The sequence below is a fragment of the Methyloparacoccus sp. NF-16 genome (genome assembly GCF_056880625.1).
Map to the genome: position 1 here is coordinate 163,287 of NZ_CP174130.1, position 17,318 is coordinate 180,604.

Annotated in this window: 15 protein-coding genes; 2 read left to right on the forward strand and 13 right to left on the reverse strand. The window is 69.2% G+C overall.

Annotated features, from left to right (window positions below; genetic code table 11):
• Positions 1 to 49: 49 nt before the first annotated feature.
• From ACH5N8_RS00740 to ACH5N8_RS00785, 10 genes are all read right to left on the reverse strand, one after another.
• The gene (locus tag ACH5N8_RS00740; protein WP_483282118.1) at positions 50 to 427 is read right to left on the reverse strand and encodes a diacylglycerol kinase; all 378 of its coding nucleotides are present in this window, start codon (positions 425 to 427) and stop codon (positions 50 to 52) included.
• 89 nt (positions 428 to 516) lie between these two features.
• The gene (locus ACH5N8_RS00745) at positions 517 to 1,557 is read right to left on the reverse strand and encodes an MJ1255/VC2487 family glycosyltransferase (RefSeq protein WP_483282119.1); all 1,041 of its coding nucleotides are present in this window, start codon (positions 1,555 to 1,557) and stop codon (positions 517 to 519) included.
• A gap of 1 nt (position 1,558) precedes the next feature.
• Positions 1,559 to 2,080 carry a phosphatase PAP2 family protein gene (locus ACH5N8_RS00750; protein ID WP_483282120.1) on the reverse strand — a complete coding sequence of 174 codons (522 nt, stop codon included), beginning with the start codon at positions 2,078 to 2,080 and terminating at the stop codon, positions 1,559 to 1,561.
• 123 nt (positions 2,081 to 2,203) lie between these two features.
• On the reverse strand, positions 2,204 to 3,232 hold the full coding sequence (locus ACH5N8_RS00755) for a glycosyltransferase family 4 protein (RefSeq protein ID WP_483282121.1): 1,029 nt from the start codon (positions 3,230 to 3,232) through the stop codon (positions 2,204 to 2,206).
• Positions 3,189 to 3,998 carry a UDP-2,3-diacylglucosamine diphosphatase gene (locus ACH5N8_RS00760; RefSeq protein ID WP_483282122.1) on the reverse strand — a complete coding sequence of 270 codons (810 nt, stop codon included), beginning with the start codon at positions 3,996 to 3,998 and terminating at the stop codon, positions 3,189 to 3,191. The genes ACH5N8_RS00755 and ACH5N8_RS00760 overlap by 44 nt, the downstream gene beginning before the upstream one ends.
• Before the next feature lie 34 nt (positions 3,999 to 4,032).
• The gene (locus ACH5N8_RS00765) at positions 4,033 to 4,854 is read right to left on the reverse strand and encodes a lysophospholipid acyltransferase family protein (RefSeq protein ID WP_483282123.1); all 822 of its coding nucleotides are present in this window, start codon (positions 4,852 to 4,854) and stop codon (positions 4,033 to 4,035) included.
• The gene (locus ACH5N8_RS00770; protein WP_483282124.1) at positions 4,829 to 5,620 is read right to left on the reverse strand and encodes a GNAT family N-acetyltransferase; all 792 of its coding nucleotides are present in this window, start codon (positions 5,618 to 5,620) and stop codon (positions 4,829 to 4,831) included. The genes ACH5N8_RS00765 and ACH5N8_RS00770 overlap by 26 nt, the downstream gene beginning before the upstream one ends.
• A gap of 128 nt (positions 5,621 to 5,748) precedes the next feature.
• On the reverse strand, positions 5,749 to 6,054 hold the full coding sequence (locus tag ACH5N8_RS00775; RefSeq protein ID WP_483282125.1) for a hypothetical protein: 306 nt from the start codon (positions 6,052 to 6,054) through the stop codon (positions 5,749 to 5,751).
• A gap of 77 nt (positions 6,055 to 6,131) precedes the next feature.
• A complete protein-coding gene (locus ACH5N8_RS00780) occupies positions 6,132 to 7,370 on the reverse strand; it encodes a hypothetical protein (protein ID WP_483282126.1) in 1,239 nt (412 codons plus the stop codon).
• A gap of 86 nt (positions 7,371 to 7,456) precedes the next feature.
• On the reverse strand, positions 7,457 to 11,500 hold the full coding sequence (locus ACH5N8_RS00785) for a DUF748 domain-containing protein (RefSeq protein ID WP_483282127.1): 4,044 nt from the start codon (positions 11,498 to 11,500) through the stop codon (positions 7,457 to 7,459).
• A gap of 170 nt (positions 11,501 to 11,670) precedes the next feature.
• On the opposite strand from ACH5N8_RS00785, the gene ACH5N8_RS00790 reads away from it, so the two are divergent.
• Positions 11,671 to 13,659, forward strand: coding sequence for a S8 family serine peptidase (locus ACH5N8_RS00790; RefSeq protein ID WP_483282128.1), 1,989 nt, complete (start codon positions 11,671 to 11,673; stop codon positions 13,657 to 13,659).
• Between the two features lie 391 nt (positions 13,660 to 14,050).
• Entirely contained in the window at positions 14,051 to 14,296 is a 246-nt protein-coding gene (locus ACH5N8_RS00795; protein WP_460028134.1) for a hypothetical protein, read from the forward strand.
• A gap of 36 nt (positions 14,297 to 14,332) precedes the next feature.
• On the opposite strand, the gene feoB is transcribed toward ACH5N8_RS00795, so the two are convergent.
• Genes feoB through ACH5N8_RS00810 form a run of 3 tightly spaced genes read right to left on the reverse strand, consistent with a single transcriptional unit; the run spans position 14,333 to position 17,252 of the window.
• Positions 14,333 to 16,120: a ferrous iron transport protein B gene (gene feoB, locus ACH5N8_RS00800; protein ID WP_483282129.1), complete on the reverse strand. Its 1,788-nt coding sequence runs from the start codon at positions 16,118 to 16,120 to the stop codon at positions 14,333 to 14,335.
• Positions 16,117 to 16,350 carry a FeoA family protein gene (locus tag ACH5N8_RS00805; protein WP_460028132.1) on the reverse strand — a complete coding sequence of 78 codons (234 nt, stop codon included), beginning with the start codon at positions 16,348 to 16,350 and terminating at the stop codon, positions 16,117 to 16,119. The genes feoB and ACH5N8_RS00805 overlap by 4 nt, the downstream gene beginning before the upstream one ends.
• A gap of 44 nt (positions 16,351 to 16,394) precedes the next feature.
• Positions 16,395 to 17,252 carry a heme ABC transporter ATP-binding protein gene (locus ACH5N8_RS00810; RefSeq protein ID WP_483283159.1) on the reverse strand — a complete coding sequence of 286 codons (858 nt, stop codon included), beginning with the start codon at positions 17,250 to 17,252 and terminating at the stop codon, positions 16,395 to 16,397.
• Positions 17,253 to 17,318: the final 66 nt, after the last annotated feature.

Sequence of the window (17,318 nt, forward strand, 5' to 3'; positions counted from 1 at the left end):
GCCCATGCATGGCGCGGGTTTGCGGCGGTTTGTCCGGGTCCCGTCGAGCCTAGGCGGCCGCCAGCCGCGGCCAGAGAATCAGCCCCCAGACCAGGCCGGCGAGCGCCAGCGATGACAGCACGGCGGCGGAGCCGACATCCTTGGCGCGTCCGGAAAGCTCGTGGCGTTCGAAGCTGATGCGGTCGACGACGATCTCGATGCCGGTGTTCAGGAGCTCCACGATCATGACCAGGATCAGGCTGCCGACCAGCAGCGCCTTTTCCACCCCGGTCTCGCCCAGCCATAGTCCCAGCGGGCCGGCGACCACGAACAGGTAGACCTCCTGGCGGAAGGCCTCCTCATGCCGCCAGGTCGCCCTGAAGCCGCGCAGGGAGTGGAAGAAGGCCGCGTGGATGCGGGCGAGACCGGTGAGATTCTGACCTGCCATGATGTCTGTCGATGAAGGGTGAAGGGGGACGAACGGGCGCCTGCGTAGGATAGCCGCCCGCCAGGGTTGCGGCATGGCGAACGGGGGGGTTAGGCCACTTTCCGCGCGCGCTGCCAGATCGCTTCGATCCAGCTCTGGTCGATGTTCAGGTCGCCGCGCAGCAGCCATTCGGCCACCGCCCCGGCGACGTCCGGGTAGCGCACCATGTGGGCCTGGTCGGTCGCCAGCCAGCTGGCGAGGGTCGCCGGGTCCAGCTCGCGCATCACCTCGCCGAGCCGCAGCTGTTCCAGCGCCAGTGCGTTGGAGAGCTGCTCCATCTGCCGGTGCAAGGGCTTCACCAGCAACTTCTTGCCGTGATGCAGGGTTTCGCTGGGCAGTTCGAAGCCGGCATTGCAGATGACACCGGCACAGTCGGCGAAATCCTCCTGAAAGCCGCGCCGGGAGAGTCCCTTGATCTGGATATGGGCCGTTCTGCCCGAGGTCGGCACCGGGCCGCCCGGGTTGTAGACATGGAATTCGTACGCGGTGAACGGCCTGAGCAGCCGGATCACGTCGTCGATGTCCTCGAACGGCAGGTAGACGATGATCTTGGCGGGGTTCTGCGGTGCTGGCGGGGCGCCGGCCTCGATGATCGGCGGCAGGATGGGACCGTTGAAATGGTGCCAGTGCACCCCCAGCCCGACCGAGGCCGGAGCGAAATACTTCAGCACCTGGGTGCCCATGAGGTCGGCGCCGGCCTTGGGAATGTCCAGCCCGAAGGCGTACTGGTGGCCGATGCCGACGGTCGGGATGCCCCGCAGCCTGGCCGCCCAGGCGGTGACGGGTTCGAAGTCGGTGATCACCCGGTCGTAGCCGCGCAGGTCCAGCGAGCGGATATCGTCGACGAAGCGGACCAGGTTGTTGCGCAGGGCGGTGCGCAGATAGTGCACATGGCCGTGCCGGGTCTGGAAGGTGAGGCCGGCCCGCCACAGATAGTCGCCGAACACCTCCATCTCGAAGAAGTCCTCGCGGGGCCGGCCGCTGAACAGCCAGGTGACTTCCGCGCCGGCCGCCCGCAGCTTCGGGGCGATGGCCCGGGCGCGGGTGATGTGGCCATTGCCGGTTCCTTGAACGCCGTAGAAGATTTTCACGTTAAAGCAGGATCTCCAGACTCAGCAGGGCCAGGCTGCTGCCCATGAGGGCGCCAACCAGGGTGTCGGTGGGGAAGTGGACGCCGAGCACGACGCGGGCCATGCCGACCAGCACGGACCACGAAAACAGCAGCGGCATCCACTCGGGATAGAAGTGGCTGACCAGGGTTGCCACCATGAAGGCGGCGGAGGTGTGTCCCGAGGGGAAGCTGAAGCGGTCCGAGGGGATGATGATGCTCGGGATGTTCAGCGCCGCCTGCGGGCGATTGCGCCGGCAGACGTTCTTCAGCACCAGGTACAGCGGGCGTTCGCAGGCAAACGCCAGCAGCAGGGCATGCAGCAGGCTGCGCTGCGGCTCCGTGCCGGCGCTGTAGAGCACCGTGGCCAGCAGCAGGTAGAGCGGGCCGTCGGCGGTCCTGGAAACGATGCGCGCCAGTCCCGCCAGGGTGTGGCGGGTCTTGCGCGCGGCAACCCACAGGAAGACGTGGACGTCGTACTGATGGATGGTCTGCATGATTTTCATGGCCTGGTTCTCGCGATGTCGGTCCGCCGGAGATGGCGGACCTGCCGGCACGTTAACGGGCTCGCGTGACGGGTCTGTGAAGGGACGATGAAGAACGCGTGACGCCGGGCGGCATGGAACCGCTCAGCGGGTGCCGGCGCGCTTGCCCGGCCCCGCGGAGATCGGCGCCAGATGGCTTTCGAACAGCCGTGCGCAGCGGTCCCAGGTATAGCCGAGGGCATACTGGCGGCAGTCGTGGCGGTCCAGCCGCAGGGCGGTCGTCACCGCCCGGCCCAGGTCCTCGTCGAGGCAGCCCACCCGGTTGCTGAGGATCACGTCGCGCGGACCCTGCACCGGATAGGCCGCCACCGGCACGCCGCAGGCCAGCGCCTCCAGCATCACCAGGCCGAAGGTATCGGTGCGGCTGGGAAACACGAACACGTCGGCCGAGGCGATGTGGCGCGCCAGTTCCTCGCCGTGCCGGTAGCCGAGGAAGACGGCGGCGGGATATTTCCGTTCCAGTGCCGGCCGCTGCGGGCCGTCGCCGACGACGAACTTGGTGCCGGGCACCTCCAGCGCCAGGAAATCCTCGATGCTTTTCTCCACCGCCACCCGGCCCACATAGAGAAGCTTCGGTCCGGCACCCGGCAGCAGGTCTTCCCGGCGCGGCCGGAACCGGTCGGTGTCGACCCCGCGCGACCACAGCACCGGCCTGGCAAAGCCGCGCTGGCGCAGCTGTTCGACCAGGCCCGGGGTCGCGGTCATGGCGCGTTCGCCGGCATTGTGGAACCAGGCCAGGAAACGGTAGCCCCAGGACAGCGGCAGGCCGGTGCGGACGTTCACGTACTCCGCGAACAGCGTATGGAACGAGGTCGTGAACGGCAGCCCGCGCCGCCGGCAATAGGCGCGCGCGGCCAGACCCAGCGGGCCCTCCGTGGCAATGTGGATGGCGTCCGGCCGCAGCTGGTCCAGCCGGCGCCGCAGGCCGTCGCCGCAGCCCAGTGCCAGACGGATTTCCGGGTAGGTCGGACATGGCCAGTTGCGGAACTGGTCGGGGGTGACGGTTTCGACCTCGTGCCCGAAGGTGCCCAGCCGTTCGGCAACCGTGCTCAGCGTCGTCACGACGCCGTTAATTTGCGGGCGCCAGGCGTCCGTGATCAGGGCAAGTTTCAAGGAGCGGATCCTCCAGTAAGCGGGCGCTGTCCTCGACCCAGCGGATGATGGAAATGGTGCCGTTGGCGGTTTCCGCCAGGGCAGTGCAGCTTTCGACCCAGTCGCCGGTGTTGCAGTAGCGGATGCCGCGGTCGTTGTCGTGGATGGCGGCATGGTGGATGTGGCCGCAGATGACGCCGTCGAGCCCCTGTTCCTCGGCGGCGTGCAGCAGCGCCCGCTCGAAGTCGAAGATGAAGTTCACGGCATTCTTGACCTTGTGCTTGATGTAGGCGGACATCGACCAGTAGGGGAAGCCGAGTATTCGGCGGCCGATGTTGAACCAGCGGTTGACCGCGATCAGGAAGTCATAGGCTTCGCTGCCCAGCATCGCCAGCCAGCGGCTGGTGCAGACCACGCCGTCGAATTCGTCCCCGTGCACCACCAGGAACCGGCGGCCGTCGGCGGTTTCGTGGACGGCCCGCTCCTGGAGCGCGATGCCGTTGAAGACCGTGCCGATGTAGCCGCGGAACACCTCGTCGTGGTTGCCCGGGATGTAGATCACCTCGGTGCCCGTCGTGGCCAGCGCCATCACCTTGCGCACGATGGCGTTGTGCAGCGCGGGCCAGTAGAAGCCATTCTTCAGCTTCCAGAAGTCGACGATGTCGCCGACCAGGTACAGCCGTTGGCAATCGATGTGGTCGAGAAAGTCCAGCAGGTACTCGGCCTTGCACCCTCGCGTGCCGAGGTGAACGTCGGAAATCCAGACGCTCCGGTAATTCAGCTTCATCTTCGTGCTCTCACCTTGCCTGTGTGACGTCACCTTAGGGGCGTTGCGTGAAGTCCCCGTGACAAATGCGTGACGATTGTGTGACGGCCTCGTGGAGCGGACGCGGGCGCCGCTCGCGCGGATACAGCCATTCGGCGATCTGCAGCCGGCTGGCGCGGGCCAGCTGATCGCGGCGCAGGCCGACCGGCAGGCTCGGGCAGTAATGTAGTTCCAGTTCGATGCAGGGCAGCGCCAGCATGCGCAGCAGGTGCGGCAGCAAGGCATCGTCGTCGACGAAGGGCGCGAGCCCGGCGGCCTCGCCCCGGTAGCGCAGGGCGACCGCCTGCACGTTGGCGCCGGCCAGCTGCGCCGGCAGGAACAGCTTGCCGTGGAAGCGCAGCACCTGTTCGCCGCGGGTGGTGGTGCCCTCGGGGAACAGCAGCAGGTGCGCGCCCCGGCGCAGCAGCCAGGTCATGGCCTCGCCGGTGGCGGTGGCCTGCTCGGCATCGCCCCGGCGGATGAACAGCGTGCCGATGCCGCGCGCGAGGTAACCCATGACCGGCCAGCGTGCGACCTCCTCCTTGGCGACGAACCGGAATGGCCGCTGCGCGCCGAGGGCGATGATGTCCAGCCAGGAGACATGGTTGGCGACCGTCAGCCCGGCGGCCGGGTCGGGCCGGCCGGTGATGCGCAGCCGCAGCCTGAGTATGCGGCACACGGCGCGGTTCCAGGCGAGGACGATGGCCTCGCACCAGTCCTCGGCGCGGCGCCGGGACAGGCGCCGCAGGCCGGGCATGACCAGCGCCACGGCTAGCAGCCCGAGCGCGAACATGCCGGCGATCAGGATGCCCCTATACCAGCGCCGGCAGGATCCCATGCTCCGTCTCCGTGCGCGTGCCCATGAAGCGTCGCTCGTAGCGGGCCTGCAACCGCGACAGGTCGAGCAGGATGAACACGTCCATGACGTTGAAGTCCTCGTCCCAGAACGGTTCGCCGCAGACCCAGCAGCCCAGCCGCAGATAGGCCTGCAGCAGGGGCGGGATGCCGCTTTCGTCGCGGATGCAGCGCCGCCCGGGCGGCACTGGCCGGCGCGGCGAGACCGCCAGATGCGCCGGCCCGAACTGCTCCGGCCGGATCTGCCGGTAGACGGCGTCGACCGCGAAGCCGCTGGGCCCTGGCGGGATGCTGGCGCAGCCCATCAGATAGTCGAAGCGATGCCGGTACACGTATTCGGCGAGGCCGTTCCACAGCATGCCGAGCACCACGCCGCCGCGCTGGGCCGGGTCCACGCAGGTGCGGCCGATTTCCAGGAAGCGGCCCGGTAGGCCCAGTACCCCGTCGAGGCGGAATTCGCCCTCCGAATAGAAGTGGCCAAGCCGCGCTGCCGCCGTGTCGCTCAGCAGCCGGGTACAGGCGACCACCGCGCCGGTGGCGAGATCGCGCACCAGCAGATGATCGCAGTGGTCGTCGATCTCGTCAGCGTCGAGGCCGTCGACCCGGCTGTGCAGCCGGGCGCCCATTTCCTCGCCGAACACGCGATAGCGCAGTGCCTGTGCCGCGCGGACATCGTCCGCTCGCGTGGCGATTTCCACGGCGTGCCGCCGCGGCCTGAAGGTGATGGGGTCGTCGGGATGGGTCCGCATGGAGCTTCCGTAGTGCCAGATTCAGCGGGGCACGATACGGAAGCTCCATGATCGGTTGATGGCAGGGCGATGAAGAAATGGTGACGGCGGGCGGCCCGCTGTCCGCCCGGGCCAGGCGGCTCCCGTCGCTAGCGGGCCGTCCGGTCGCCCAGCCGGAAGGTCAGGGTGTAGGTGTCGTCGTAGGAAGGATAGGTGCCGTAGGATCGCATGGGCCTGACCTCCTCGTTGAGGATGACGAGATCCTTGCCCGCCTGGCGGGCGAACTGGTTGGCCTGCTGCTTCACCTCGGTCTTGACGTCATGCATGTCGTAGCCCCAGCCGCCGGTCTGGCTGATGGTGTAGGTGCCGTCGTTGTTCTCGGTCACCGGGGGGGTGGGAACACAGGCGGCCAGCGCGGCGGGCAGCAGCAGGGACAGGATGGCGAGCTTGTTCATCAGGGGCAGTCTCCGGACATGGGGTTGGGTTGAGGGCGGGCGCTAGATCGCACGACGCTCGCAAATGATAACCCGTATCATTTCGCAATGGTCAGACTGGGCACGCCCGCCTTCGGCAATTCGGTGACGGTCATCTGGAACATCTGGTGCAGCAGGGTAAAGGCCTCGTGATTCCACGGATGGCCGGTCTCGGGCCGCAGCGCGTAGTGGAGGTCGCGGAAGGCCACCGACAGGTCGGCGTCGCCGGGGGCCGACTCGGTCTCGGTCACGTCCAGGGTACGGGCGGGGTTCTCCGCGACCGGCGGCGTGCGCGGATCCTTGTCGACCGGAAACTCCGGCTCGTCGGCGATGCCGCGGCCGATGAAATTGATGATGTTGGCCAGGCTGCGCAGCCGGAAGTTGCCGTGGATGGGGTATTCCCCGCCGACATGGCTGGGGCGGATGTCGACATTGAGTTCGTTGGCCGGACTGCCCTCGGCCCAGTCGTTCAGGCGCATCCGCTCCGCGTTGCCCAGCATGTCGGGATCGTAGTTGGTCATGATCACCCGGCCCGTGACCTGGCGCGAGACATGGTAGACCCGCTGCGCGGCGTTCCATTCCACCTTGTAGTCGGCGGCCAGCGTGTTCAGGTGTTCGGGCGTGACCTGCTCGCGGCTGAAATCCCAGGACTGCTCGAAGCGCAGCGGCTCGATGTAGAGGGCGTTGCGGTCCTGGATCGAGGAGAGATGCAGCACCAGCCGGCGGAAGACCGAATAGCCCGGATCGGTCGGCCGGTTGTGGTAGACGGTCTCGCCCGCCGCGCCGAGGCTGCGGAATTCCCCGGCGATCAGCCGCAGCGCCAGGTCGACGTCGGCACCCTGGCGGATCAGCAGGGTCATCATGCTCTCCGCCACCGGCGTCAGCAGCCGCTTGGTGAAGGCCTCGCCCTCGATCGGCACGATGGTGATGGTGGGGTTCTCCGCCACGCTGCCGCCGAAGGTCGGCACCAGCATGCCGCCGGAGCTGCCGGTGGCGGCCGGGCCAGCGCCGGCATTGAAGCGGAAGTCGAAGGTCGCGGCGATGTTGGAGACGGCGGTGAAGTGGATCGGCTGGTGATGGCGCGCGCGGGCGATGTTCAGCAGCAACTGCTGGGAGAGGAGGTCGGTGGTCACGCGGTCGTAGCTCATGACCGAAACGTCCAGCGCCGGTGGCGACAGGCAACCGCCCAGGCCGGTGGCCAGCAGCAGCCCGCCGGCGGCCGCCCGGGCCACGCGCCATGCCTGGCGCGGCCACGATGCGGGGCGCCGCGCGCCGGGGGAGTTTTCGTTGCTGGGCATCTGGCGTATCGCGCGGGCAGGCCGGGTCAGGGTGCCGGGATTATGCCCGAAGCCCCCACGCTGGCGTCACCCGCTGGCACGCTGGCTCAAAAGCTCTCCAGCGTCAGCGCCGCCCGGACCTGTTCGTCGGCGGCAATCGCCAGCCTGACCTCGCGCAGGAACAGGCGCTCGTCGGGTACGCCCTCCTCCTCGATCAGATAGCCGCGGATGCTCTCCGCCCGCGCCATGGCCAGCGCGCGCAACGTGGTCTCGTCGACCGGCCATTCGCCCAGGACCTTGCGCTGGGCGGCGTCGAACAGCGGGCCGTCGAGGGTCGTCTGCCGGCGGTCCTCGAGTTCGCGCAATTCCGCCGCGAAGGGATGCTTTTCCCGGTAATAGGTCGTGAACAGCCGCCGGTAATCGGTGTCCGTCAGCTCCGGCACCGCGTCGCTGCGCAGGCGCACGCCCTGGGCACGCAGCTCGGCGCGCCGTGCCGTGATCAGCTGCTCCCGGAGTGCGCGGCCGGCCAGCGCCAGGCGGTCGTGGCGGGGATCGGCGCTGCCTTCGATATCGAGGCTCGCGCCCAGCCGCAGCGCCATCGCCCGGGCCACCTCGGCCAGTGCGGCGGCCCCGGTATCGGTCAGCTCGATCCTGCCGGGCGGGAACGCCACCGTGTAATGCGCGGCCGCCTCCCGGCCGATGACCTCGTCCACCAGCAGCATGGGCGTGTAGTACACCTGCGCGATCAGGTTGGCGAAGACATCGCGGTAGAGCGCCCACAGGCTGAACTGGGGGTTGCTGAGATCGCCGTAGACCGGCAGGTTGACGTCGATCTTGCCGTCGCCGCTCTTCAGCAGCTGGATGGCGAAATCCACCAGCCAGGAGCCGTTGTCGCCGACCCGCTCGCCCAGGGTCAGCTTGTCGAGGATGGCGCGGTTCTCGATCTCGACCTGGCCGGCCCGGAGCCGGTAGCGCAGATCCATGTCCAGTTTGCCGCGTTCCACCCGGTAACCGCCGAACTGGCCGGAATAGGCCGAGAAATTGGTCAGGTTCAGCCCCTTGAACTGCGCCGTGATGTCGGTGTGGTCGCGGTATTCCATGGGATCCAGCTCGCCGAACACCCGCACCGGCGCATTGCCGTTGAGCCGGCCCTCAAGGCTCAGGCTGGCCTTGGCGTCGGCGCGCGAGGACAGGCCGGTGATCGTGCCGTCGAACTTGCGGACCTCGGCGATGAAGCCCGGCTTCATGCTGCGGTCGCTGAAGTTCACGACGCCATCCTTGATGCGCAAGAGACCGATGGAGGCCGACGGCAGCTGGTTCGCGGGCGTCCTTTCGACCTGCAGCGCCTCCAGCCCGGCCGGGATCGCCGCCTGACTGGGCGGCTCCAGCGCTTCCAGCAGGTTCAGCTGGCCGTGCTCGTCCACGGCTACGCGGGCGTAGGGCTTTTCCGCCGTGAGCGCGCGTGCCACGAAACGCGAGGGGCGGTTGCTGATGGCCAGACCATCGACCTTGAGCAGGTCCCATTTCAGCACCGACTGGCGGTTGCCGCGTTCGACGGCGTCCACCTCCAGCACCTCGGCGCCGCCGGCATAATCGAGGTGCAACCCGGGATCTTCGCGCACGACCACATCGCCCCAGAGGCTCAGGTTGCCGCGTTGCAGGTCGACGTTGGTGAGGGGCTTCCAGTAGGGCTCGATGCTGCGCAGGCGCAGCTTGTCCAGACCGAAGCGAAAGTTCAGCTGCAGCGGCCGGAATTGCGCCCGGCCCTCGGCCTCGAAGCGGCTGCTGCTGCCGATCTGGGTGCGGAGCCGGAATTCCGTGGCGTTGTCGCGCTCCGTGGTGAGGTCGTAGGCCTTCAGCGTCAGGCCGTTGAAGCGCAGGCGCACCGGCGGCTCGGTGGTTTCGTCAAAGGCATGGATGGACGAGTCGCCGAGCTGGAACTCGTCGATGGCGAAGCGCCAGGCCGGGCCGGCCGGGCCAAGGGATCCGCGCCCGAAGGCGGGCAGCCCGCGGATTTCGAGGGTCTGCGGATCGCGACGGATGACATCCAGCGCGGTCTTGCCGGTGACGATCCGGCGGATGGCCAGCTCGCGCGGGCGCAGGCCGCCGCGGATATCCTCCAGGCGCAGCTGGCCCAGTCTGGCGCGGCGCGGTTGATAGGGGTTGGCCGCGGCATCGGCCGTTGCGCCGGCGCCGGCCGGGAGCGGCTCGCTCTGCGCCGGCGGCGGGCTGGCGGCCTCGGCCTCGATCCGGCCCAGGGCCAGGGCATCGGTGAGTTCGGCCGCCTGCAGGCGAAAGCGCTGGCCGGCCAGGTCCAGTTCCAGGATGGAGACAGTCAGGCCGGCGGCCTGCACGTCCTCGGTGCGGATATCCCGCGCGCTGGCATCGGCCAGGGTCAGGCGCCGCCCGGCTCCGTCAAGGCGCAGCTGGCTGCCTGTCAGCAGGGCGAGCCGGCCCGGCGCTGCAGTGATGTCCTGGCCGATCAGGCGCCCGGCACTGGCTGAACGGCCGGCCAGGTCCACGCCGAGCTGTTCCAGCGCGAGAGTGTCCACCCGTCCCCAGCTGGTAGCGAGGGCCCGGACCTCAAGGCGGGGTGTCGTCAGCCGCGTCAGTCCCGGGTCCAGCTCGACCGGGTCGACGCGGAGGGTGCCGGCATGGCCCCAGGCTCCCTCGGCGGCGGCGACAACGAGGGGGCCGGTCTTCAGGGCACGTTCGGCCAGGCGGTAGTCGAGCGCTTCCAGCCGGGGCGACGTCAGGCTGCCCCAGGGCGAATCCAGTTGCGCCGCGGACAGGTTGCCGATGCCGAGCCGCCCCGGGTTGGTCTGGTAGCCGATGGCGTCCGCCGCCAGCTGCCGCACCCGTCCGGAGCGGAACTCGGCGCTGTCCGCCTGCAGCGAGCCTGCCCGCAGCCCGGACAGGCGGGCGCCCTCCGCCAGGCTGCCTTGCAGGCCCGCGATCCTCAGCCCCTTCGCGGCGAGGCCGGGCGCCTTGAGGGCGGCGATATCCACGGCTTCCAGGGTGAGCGCGCGGGTCTCGCCCGCGTAGGCCAGCGGGCCGGCCTTGAGTGCCGTGACCTGGGCGGAGGCAAGGTGCAGCTGTTCCAGCTCGATGCTGGCCAGCGTGGCATCGCCGCCGCCGGTACCGGCCAGCAGGTTTTCCGCCCTGAGCCGGTCCAGCCGGCCCCAGGGGGTGGTGGCGCCCGTCAGCGACAGCCAGGCCAGGCACATGCGCCGGGCCGGACCATCCCAGTCGAACGGGCCGCTGTCCAGGCGCTCGATGGCTATCCGCCGGTTTTCGGCCTGGCCCTGGACGGCGACCAGCCCGGCCAGGCTGGCCTGCGACAGGGTCAGCTTCAGGCCCGGTTGGCTGCCGGCCACAGACCAGGCGAAATCGCCCCGCAGTTCGGCGCGGCCGCCGAGCAGTTGCCAGCCGAGCGCCTCGGGCAGCAGGCCGGACCAGCCGGCCAGGTTCATATGATCGGTTTCCAGCCGGCCATCGAGACGCAGCGGATTCCGTGTCAGGGTGCCGGTGACGGCCAGCCGTTCCCCGTCGGGTCCCAGCGCCGTCAGCGCGAAGGCATCCCCGCGACCGGCATGGCCGGCGCCGTCCGCCAAGGTCAGCGTGATGTCGTCGTAGCGGGCCGTCGTCCGCCGGTTGTTGGCGAGATCCTCGAAGACCAGGCTGCCGCCCCGGACGGCCAGCCGGCCGAGGCCGACCGGCAGGCCCGGCGCCGGATTGCCGCTGCCGCTCAGCGGGAAACCGGCGAGGCTCAGCCGCCCCTGCTCGTCGCGCCGCAGCGTCACGACCGGATTTTCCACGCTCAGGCTCATGACCGGGCGGCCCCGGCGCAGCGTGTTCAGGGCCTCGAGGTCCAGATGTGCGTCGCCGAGGGTGAACGGGGCATCGCCCGCCGCGTCGCGGACCGTCAGGTGCCGGAGTTCGAGATCGAGGCGGAAGGGATCGAAGCGCAGCCGCTCGGCTGCGAGCCGCAGGCCGCTGGAGCGTTCCAGTTCCGGCAGCCAGTAGGTCCGGGCCAGATGGGGCAGGCCCAGGAAGCCGGCCATCGCATAAAGCGCCAGCAATGCCAGCGGCGCCAGGATCAGGCGCCGGCGTCTGGCGGGGACATCCGGTGATGGGCGGGGTTCGGGCACGGGAGGGGACAACCAGACGGTCGCGGCCAAAGGCGCCATTCTACGTCAGCCGGCAGCGGCGAAAGCCTGTGCCGGCGGTGGTGGCGACGGGTCGGAAAAGCCTGCCGATCGGGTGTAGACTCCGGGCTCTCCGGGGCCCCGATCCCGGAGCTCACCGAGACCGTCATCCCATGCGCCTGCCCTGCCTCCCCAGCTTCCCGTTGCCTTGCCTGCTGCTGGCGAGCCTGCTGTTCTGCACCGGCAGCGGCGCAGAGGCCGGCGTCTTCCGGCGGGCGCAGCAGCCGGTTGCCGGGCGCTATATCGTGCTGCTGCGGGGGCAGCCGGCCGATGTCGATGTCGATGACGCCCGCGTGGCCGGCCTGTCGGCGCGGCATGCCCTGCGCCCGGGGCGGCGCTGGCGGCAGGCGGCGCAGGGCTTCGTCGCCGAGATGAGCGAGGCCGAGGCGCAGGCGCTGGCGCTGGAGAGCGAGGTCGCACTGGTCGAGGAGGATGGCCGGGTGACCACCGCCCTGGTGCAGCCGGGCGCGCCCTGGGGGCTGGACCGCATCGATCAGGTCAGCCTGCCGCTGGACGGCAGCTACCAGTTTTCCAATGACGGCGCGGGCGTCGCGGTCTATGTCGTCGACACCGGCATCCGCGCCACCCATCAGGATTTCGGTGGCCGGGTGGCGGCGGGCTTCAGCAGCATCGGCGATGGCCGGGGCACCGCGGATTGCGATGGGCACGGCACCCATGTGGCCGGCATCATCGGCGGGGCGCGGTTCGGCGTTGCCAAGGCGGTCCGGCTGGTGCCGGTGCGGGTGCTGGACTGCGACGGCGAGGGCACGGTCTCCGGCGTCATCAGCGGCATCGAGTGGCTGACCGCGGAGGTTCGCCGCCAGGCCGGCCCGGCGGTGGCCAACCTCAGCCTGGCCGCCGGGGATTCGCTGGCGCTGGATACGGCGGTGCGTCATTCCATCGATGCCGGGGTGGTCTATGCGGTCGCGGCCGGCAACAGCGGCGCCGATGCCTGCAAGGCCTCGCCGGCGCGGGTCGCCGAGGCCCTGACGGTCGCCGCTACCGACACCGGCGACCAGCGGGCGGATTACTCGAATTACGGCAGCTGCCTGGATCTGTTCGCGCCCGGCAGCGCGATCCCGTCGGCCTGGGCGAGCGGCGATGCGGCGGCGGAGATGCTGAGCGGCACATCCATGGCCACGCCTCATGCGGCCGGCGCTGCCGCCCGGTTTCTCGCCGCGCGGCCGGGTTCGGCGCCGGCCCAGGTGATGGCCGCCCTGCTGGCTGGCGCCATGCCGGGCAAGGTGCTGGCCGCGGGGCCGGGATCACCCAACCGGCTGCTCAACACCCGCTTCCTGGAGCACCTGCCGGGCGATACCGCGCCGCCCCGGGTCGCGTTGCTGGAGCCCCTGCCCGGTACGGCCCTGTCCGGCCCGATCAGGTTGGTGGCCGAAGCCGCCGACACGGTTGGCGGCTCTGGCGTCGCCGACGTCGCCTTCCTGGTCGATGGCCGGGTGGTGGGCCGCGTGACCGGGCCGCCCTACGCGCTGGCCTGGGATTCCTCGACGGTAGCCGACGGCATGCATGTGCTTACCGCCACGGCCACCGATCAGGCCGGCAACCGGGCGGATGCCGGCGAGGTGAGCGTGACCACCCGCAATCCCGGCGCGCCCGCCAACTGCCAGCCGCAGCCATCTCTGCTGGCGAACGGCGGGTTCGAGGCCGGCGCCCAGCCGCCCTGGCGCGGCCTGCTGGCGGCCATCGCCCGCCCCGGGGCCGGCCTGACTCATGCCGGCGACTGGGCGGCGAGCCTGAATGGCCGTGGCCGTGCCAACCAGCAGCGGCTGTTCCAGCAGCTGACCGTGCCGGCGGATATCTGCGCCGCGGAGCTGCGTTTCTGGCTGCGCATCGATACCGACGAGCCGGCGGCGGCGCCGGTTCGCGACCGGCTCAGCCTGACCCTGCGCACGCCGGCGGGTGCTTTGCGCCAGCGGCTGGCGGTGTATTCCAACCGCGATGCCGGACCCGACTATGTCCTGCGGGCATTCGACCTGAGCGCCTATCGCGGCAGGACCTTGCGCATCCAGTTCACCGGCAGCGAAAACCGTTCGCGGGCCACCCGTTTCCTCATCGACGACGTCGAGCTCATCGTTCGCCGGTGAGCTTGTTGCCGGCACCCCGGGCGTGCCGATGGCGCCCGGACAGAAACCTTGTGGTTTGTACGTAGATTTACGAATTTACGCCGCTGCCGGGAGCCAGTAGGATTTTTCGCACCATGGAGGGTGTGTCTGTATCTCGCTTTCGAAACCCGGCTAGCCCGGGTTTCTTTTTCAAGCCGAGCGCAGTCCAGGATCGATTTTGGAGCCGAATCCGGGCAAGCAAATTCTAATAACGCGGGGGGCGTCCGATCGGCTCGATTGACAGCCATGCCTGGCAAAACCGGCTGCGGCCGGTTTTTTTTGCCTGCGGCAGGGCCGGCGCTGGCCGAGGCCGGTTTTGCCTGGTCCGGCGGTCTGTGGTTCACTACACCCACTTTTCGACCGTCCCTTGCCCATGAAACAGACCTATTTGCCCGTTCTCGCCGTGCTTGTCCTTGGCAGCCTGCTGCAGGGATGCAGCCACCGCAACCGGACCGTGATCGGCGGGCCCGACGCGGAAGAGGCGGCCATCCGCCTGGAAGAATCCGAGCAGGAATACAACGACTGCATCGCCGCGCGCCACGTCGGCGCGGCCAACTGCGACAGCCTCAAGGCTCTGTACGAGAAGGACAAGGCCGAATACGAGGCCCAGGTCCAGTAGGCAGCCCGCCCCTGCCGTCGCCGGGGGCCTGGGCGTTCAGAAGCCCAGCGCCCGGGCGCCCTGGTAGAAGCCGAGGCAGACGATCCAGGCCAGCAGCAGGGACCAGACGATGGATGCCAGCATGAAGCCGGTGCTCTTCGCCTCCTGCCTGAGGGTGGCGATGGTCGACAGGCAGGGTACGTAGATCAGCGTGAACAGCATGAAGCTGTAGGCCTGCACCCAGTCCAGTTTTTGCGCCATCAGGCCCATCAGCGCGTCACCCTCCAGTCCATAGATGGCGGCCAGCGAGCCGACCACGATCTCCTTCGCGACAAAACCGAAGATCAGCGCCAGGCTCAGTTCGGCGTCGATGCCGATCGGCGTCAGCACCGGCGCCAGGAAGCGGGCAATGTGGCCGGCCAGGGTCTCCGCGCTGCTCGGCGGCACGTCCGGCGGCAGGTTGGTCAGCAGCCACACCGCCACTACGCCCGCGGTGATGAACTTGGACGCCCGCCGCAGGAAGTGCCGCACCTCGTGCCAGCCGCGCAGCGCGACCTGACGCCAGGTCGGTAGCCGGTAGGGCGGCAGTTCGATGACGAAGGGCTCGGTGCTCACATAGCGGCGCTTGAACAGCAGCGCCGTGCCGAGGGCGGCGAGGAAGCTCAGCACATACAGGCTGAACAGCACCACCGGCGCCGCCCGGGCGCTGAACAGGGCGGCGGTCATGAACAGGAAGACCTGCAAGCGGGCCGAGCACAGCGAGAACGGCACCACCAGCATCGTCAGCAGCCGCAGGGGACGCGAGCGCATGACCCGGGTGCCCATCAGGGCCGGGACGTTGCAGCCGAAACCCATCAGCAGCATCACGAAGCTGCGGCCATCCAGGCCCAGGCGGGCCATCAGCGCATCCATCAGAAAGGCGACCCGGGACAGGTAGCCGCTGTCTTCCACCAGGGTCATCACCAGGAAAAACAGGATGATGATCGGTACGAAGGACGCCACCGTGCCGACGCCGTTGTAGATGCCGTCCAGCACCAGCCCCTTGAGCAGGGGAGGCCAGCCGCTCATCCAGGGTTCCAGCCCGCGGTCGCGCGCTTCCGTCAGCAGCCAGGCCACTCCGTCCTGCATCGGTTTGCCGAGGGTGAAGATGAACTGGAACAGCAGGAACATGAACAGGAAGAACAGCGGCAGCCCCAGCCAGGGGTGCAGCAGGAAGCGGTCCAGCCAGACCGTCCGGCTGCGTGGAAACTGTCGCGGCAGGTCGACGGCGGCCTTGAGCAGGGTGCCGGTTTCCGTCTCGATGGCGTGATCCTCGGCAAAGACCTGGGTCAATTCCGGCGGTCGCGCCGGCTGGCCGGCATCCAGCGCCTGGCCGATCAGCTGCCGGGCCTCGTTGAAGCCCTGGCCGTATTTCGCGCTCACCAGCGCCACCGGAAAGCCGAGGGCCTGGGCAAGCCGGGCGGTATGCACGCGGATGCCGAGCTGGCGGGCCTCGTCGGCCATGTTCAGCACCATGACGGCCGGCAGGCCCAGCTTGCGGATCTGTAGCGCCAGCGGCAGTTGCCGGTCGATCTGGGTGGCGTTGAGAACGATGACGACCAGGTCGACCGGGTTGTGCTCCAGGAAGTCGCGCACCACCTTCTCGTCTTCCGAGAAGCCGTGAAAGCTGTAGATGCCCGGCAGGTCGACGACCTGGGTCAGCGAGGCGCCGAGCAGGGTCTTCGCCGCCATCAGGTCGACGGTGATGCCCGGCCAGTTGCCGACCCGCGCGCGGGCCCCGGTCAGGCGGTTGAAGAAGGTGGACTTGCCGGTGTTCGGCATGCCCAGGAGAGCCAGGCGCTTCATGACGGCAGGGCAATCTTGATCTTGGCGGCGTCGCTGCGGCGGAGAATCACGTCGGTCATGCCGACACGCACCTGCAGGGGGCCATGGAAGCGCCCACGGCGGATCACCGAGATGGGTTTGCCGGCGCTGAATCCCAGCGCCCTGAGGCGGTGGTGCAGGGCCTCATCGGCCTCGATGGACTGGATCACGGCGGATTCGCCCTCGCCGAGGCAGCTGAGATCGGATTTCACGATGGCAAGTGTGGCAAATGATAGTCATTCTTAATTTATCACAGCTACCGTGAAACCTCGATGTCGCCGCGTGCCGCGCACGCCTGCCCTGTGGCGGCATGGCCGTCCGGGGCGCTGCCCGGACGGGCTGTCGTTACCAGGGGATGCGCCAGCGCCGGGTGGCGAATGACCTGGACCTGGGTGGCGAAGGCCCGGCTGAGCAGGGCCTCGGTCAGTATCGTGGCGGGCGGGCCTTCGGCCAGCAGGCGCTGCTCGGCCAGGATGGCCAGGCGGTCGGCGTACTGGGCGGCGAGATTGAGGTCGTGCAGCACGGCGCAAACGCCGCCGCCCTCGCGCCGGGTGAAGGTATGTGTCACCGACAGCGCCAGCTGCTGGTGGGCGAGGTCGAGGCTGGCGGTGGGCTCGTCGAGCAGCAGCAGGGGCGGTTCGGGCGTGTCGCTGTCGAGTACCTGGCAGAGGGCGCGGGCCAGCTGCACGCGGGCCCGTTCGCCACCGGACAGGGTCGGATAGAGCCGCTGCGCGAGATGCCCGATATCCAGCGACGCCATCAGGCGCCTGGCGAGCTGGCGGTCGGCGGCGCGCGGATAGCCCTGGTGGTGGGCATAGCGTCCCATCAGCACCACGTCCCGGGCGGTGAAAGGGAAGCCGAGCCGCTGGTCCTGCGGCATCACCGCCCGCCGCTTGGCCAGCTCCCGCAGGGGCCAGTCGCCGGCCGGCCGGTCGCCATAGCGGATTTCACCCCCATCGGGCGTCAATTCGCCGCTCAGCATTTTCAGCAGGGTGGATTTGCCGGCGCCGTTCGTGCCGGCCAGTACCAGCAGCTCTCCCGGCCTGACGCGCAGGGAGACATGGCGCAGCAGCCAGCGCTCCCGGTAGCGCTTGTCCACATCGATGGCACTCAACATGATGCGGGTGGCTCCTCAGCGGGTGCGGTCCGGAAAAAATCCGGGGCATCCGCGCCCCGGAAC

Bases quoted from the DNA above. Each gene is read 5' to 3' on its own strand.
- ACH5N8_RS00740 (WP_483282118.1), bottom strand. From the start codon at position 427: ATGGCAGGTCAGAATCTCACCGGTCTCGCCCGCATCCACGCGGCCTTC.
- ACH5N8_RS00750 (WP_483282120.1), bottom strand. From the start codon at position 2,080: ATGAAAATCATGCAGACCATCCATCAGTACGACGTCCACGTCTTCCTG.
- ACH5N8_RS00760 (WP_483282122.1), bottom strand. From the start codon at position 3,998: ATGAAGCTGAATTACCGGAGCGTCTGGATTTCCGACGTTCACCTCGGC.
- ACH5N8_RS00765 (WP_483282123.1), bottom strand. From the start codon at position 4,854: ATGGGATCCTGCCGGCGCTGGTATAGGGGCATCCTGATCGCCGGCATG.
- ACH5N8_RS00770 (WP_483282124.1), bottom strand. From the start codon at position 5,620: ATGCGGACCCATCCCGACGACCCCATCACCTTCAGGCCGCGGCGGCAC.
- ACH5N8_RS00775 (WP_483282125.1), bottom strand. From the start codon at position 6,054: ATGAACAAGCTCGCCATCCTGTCCCTGCTGCTGCCCGCCGCGCTGGCC.
- ACH5N8_RS00780 (WP_483282126.1), bottom strand. From the start codon at position 7,370: ATGCCCAGCAACGAAAACTCCCCCGGCGCGCGGCGCCCCGCATCGTGG.
- ACH5N8_RS00790 (WP_483282128.1), top strand. From the start codon at position 11,671: ATGCGCCTGCCCTGCCTCCCCAGCTTCCCGTTGCCTTGCCTGCTGCTG.
- ACH5N8_RS00795 (WP_460028134.1), top strand. From the start codon at position 14,051: ATGAAACAGACCTATTTGCCCGTTCTCGCCGTGCTTGTCCTTGGCAGC.
- feoB (WP_483282129.1), bottom strand. From the start codon at position 16,120: ATGAAGCGCCTGGCTCTCCTGGGCATGCCGAACACCGGCAAGTCCACC.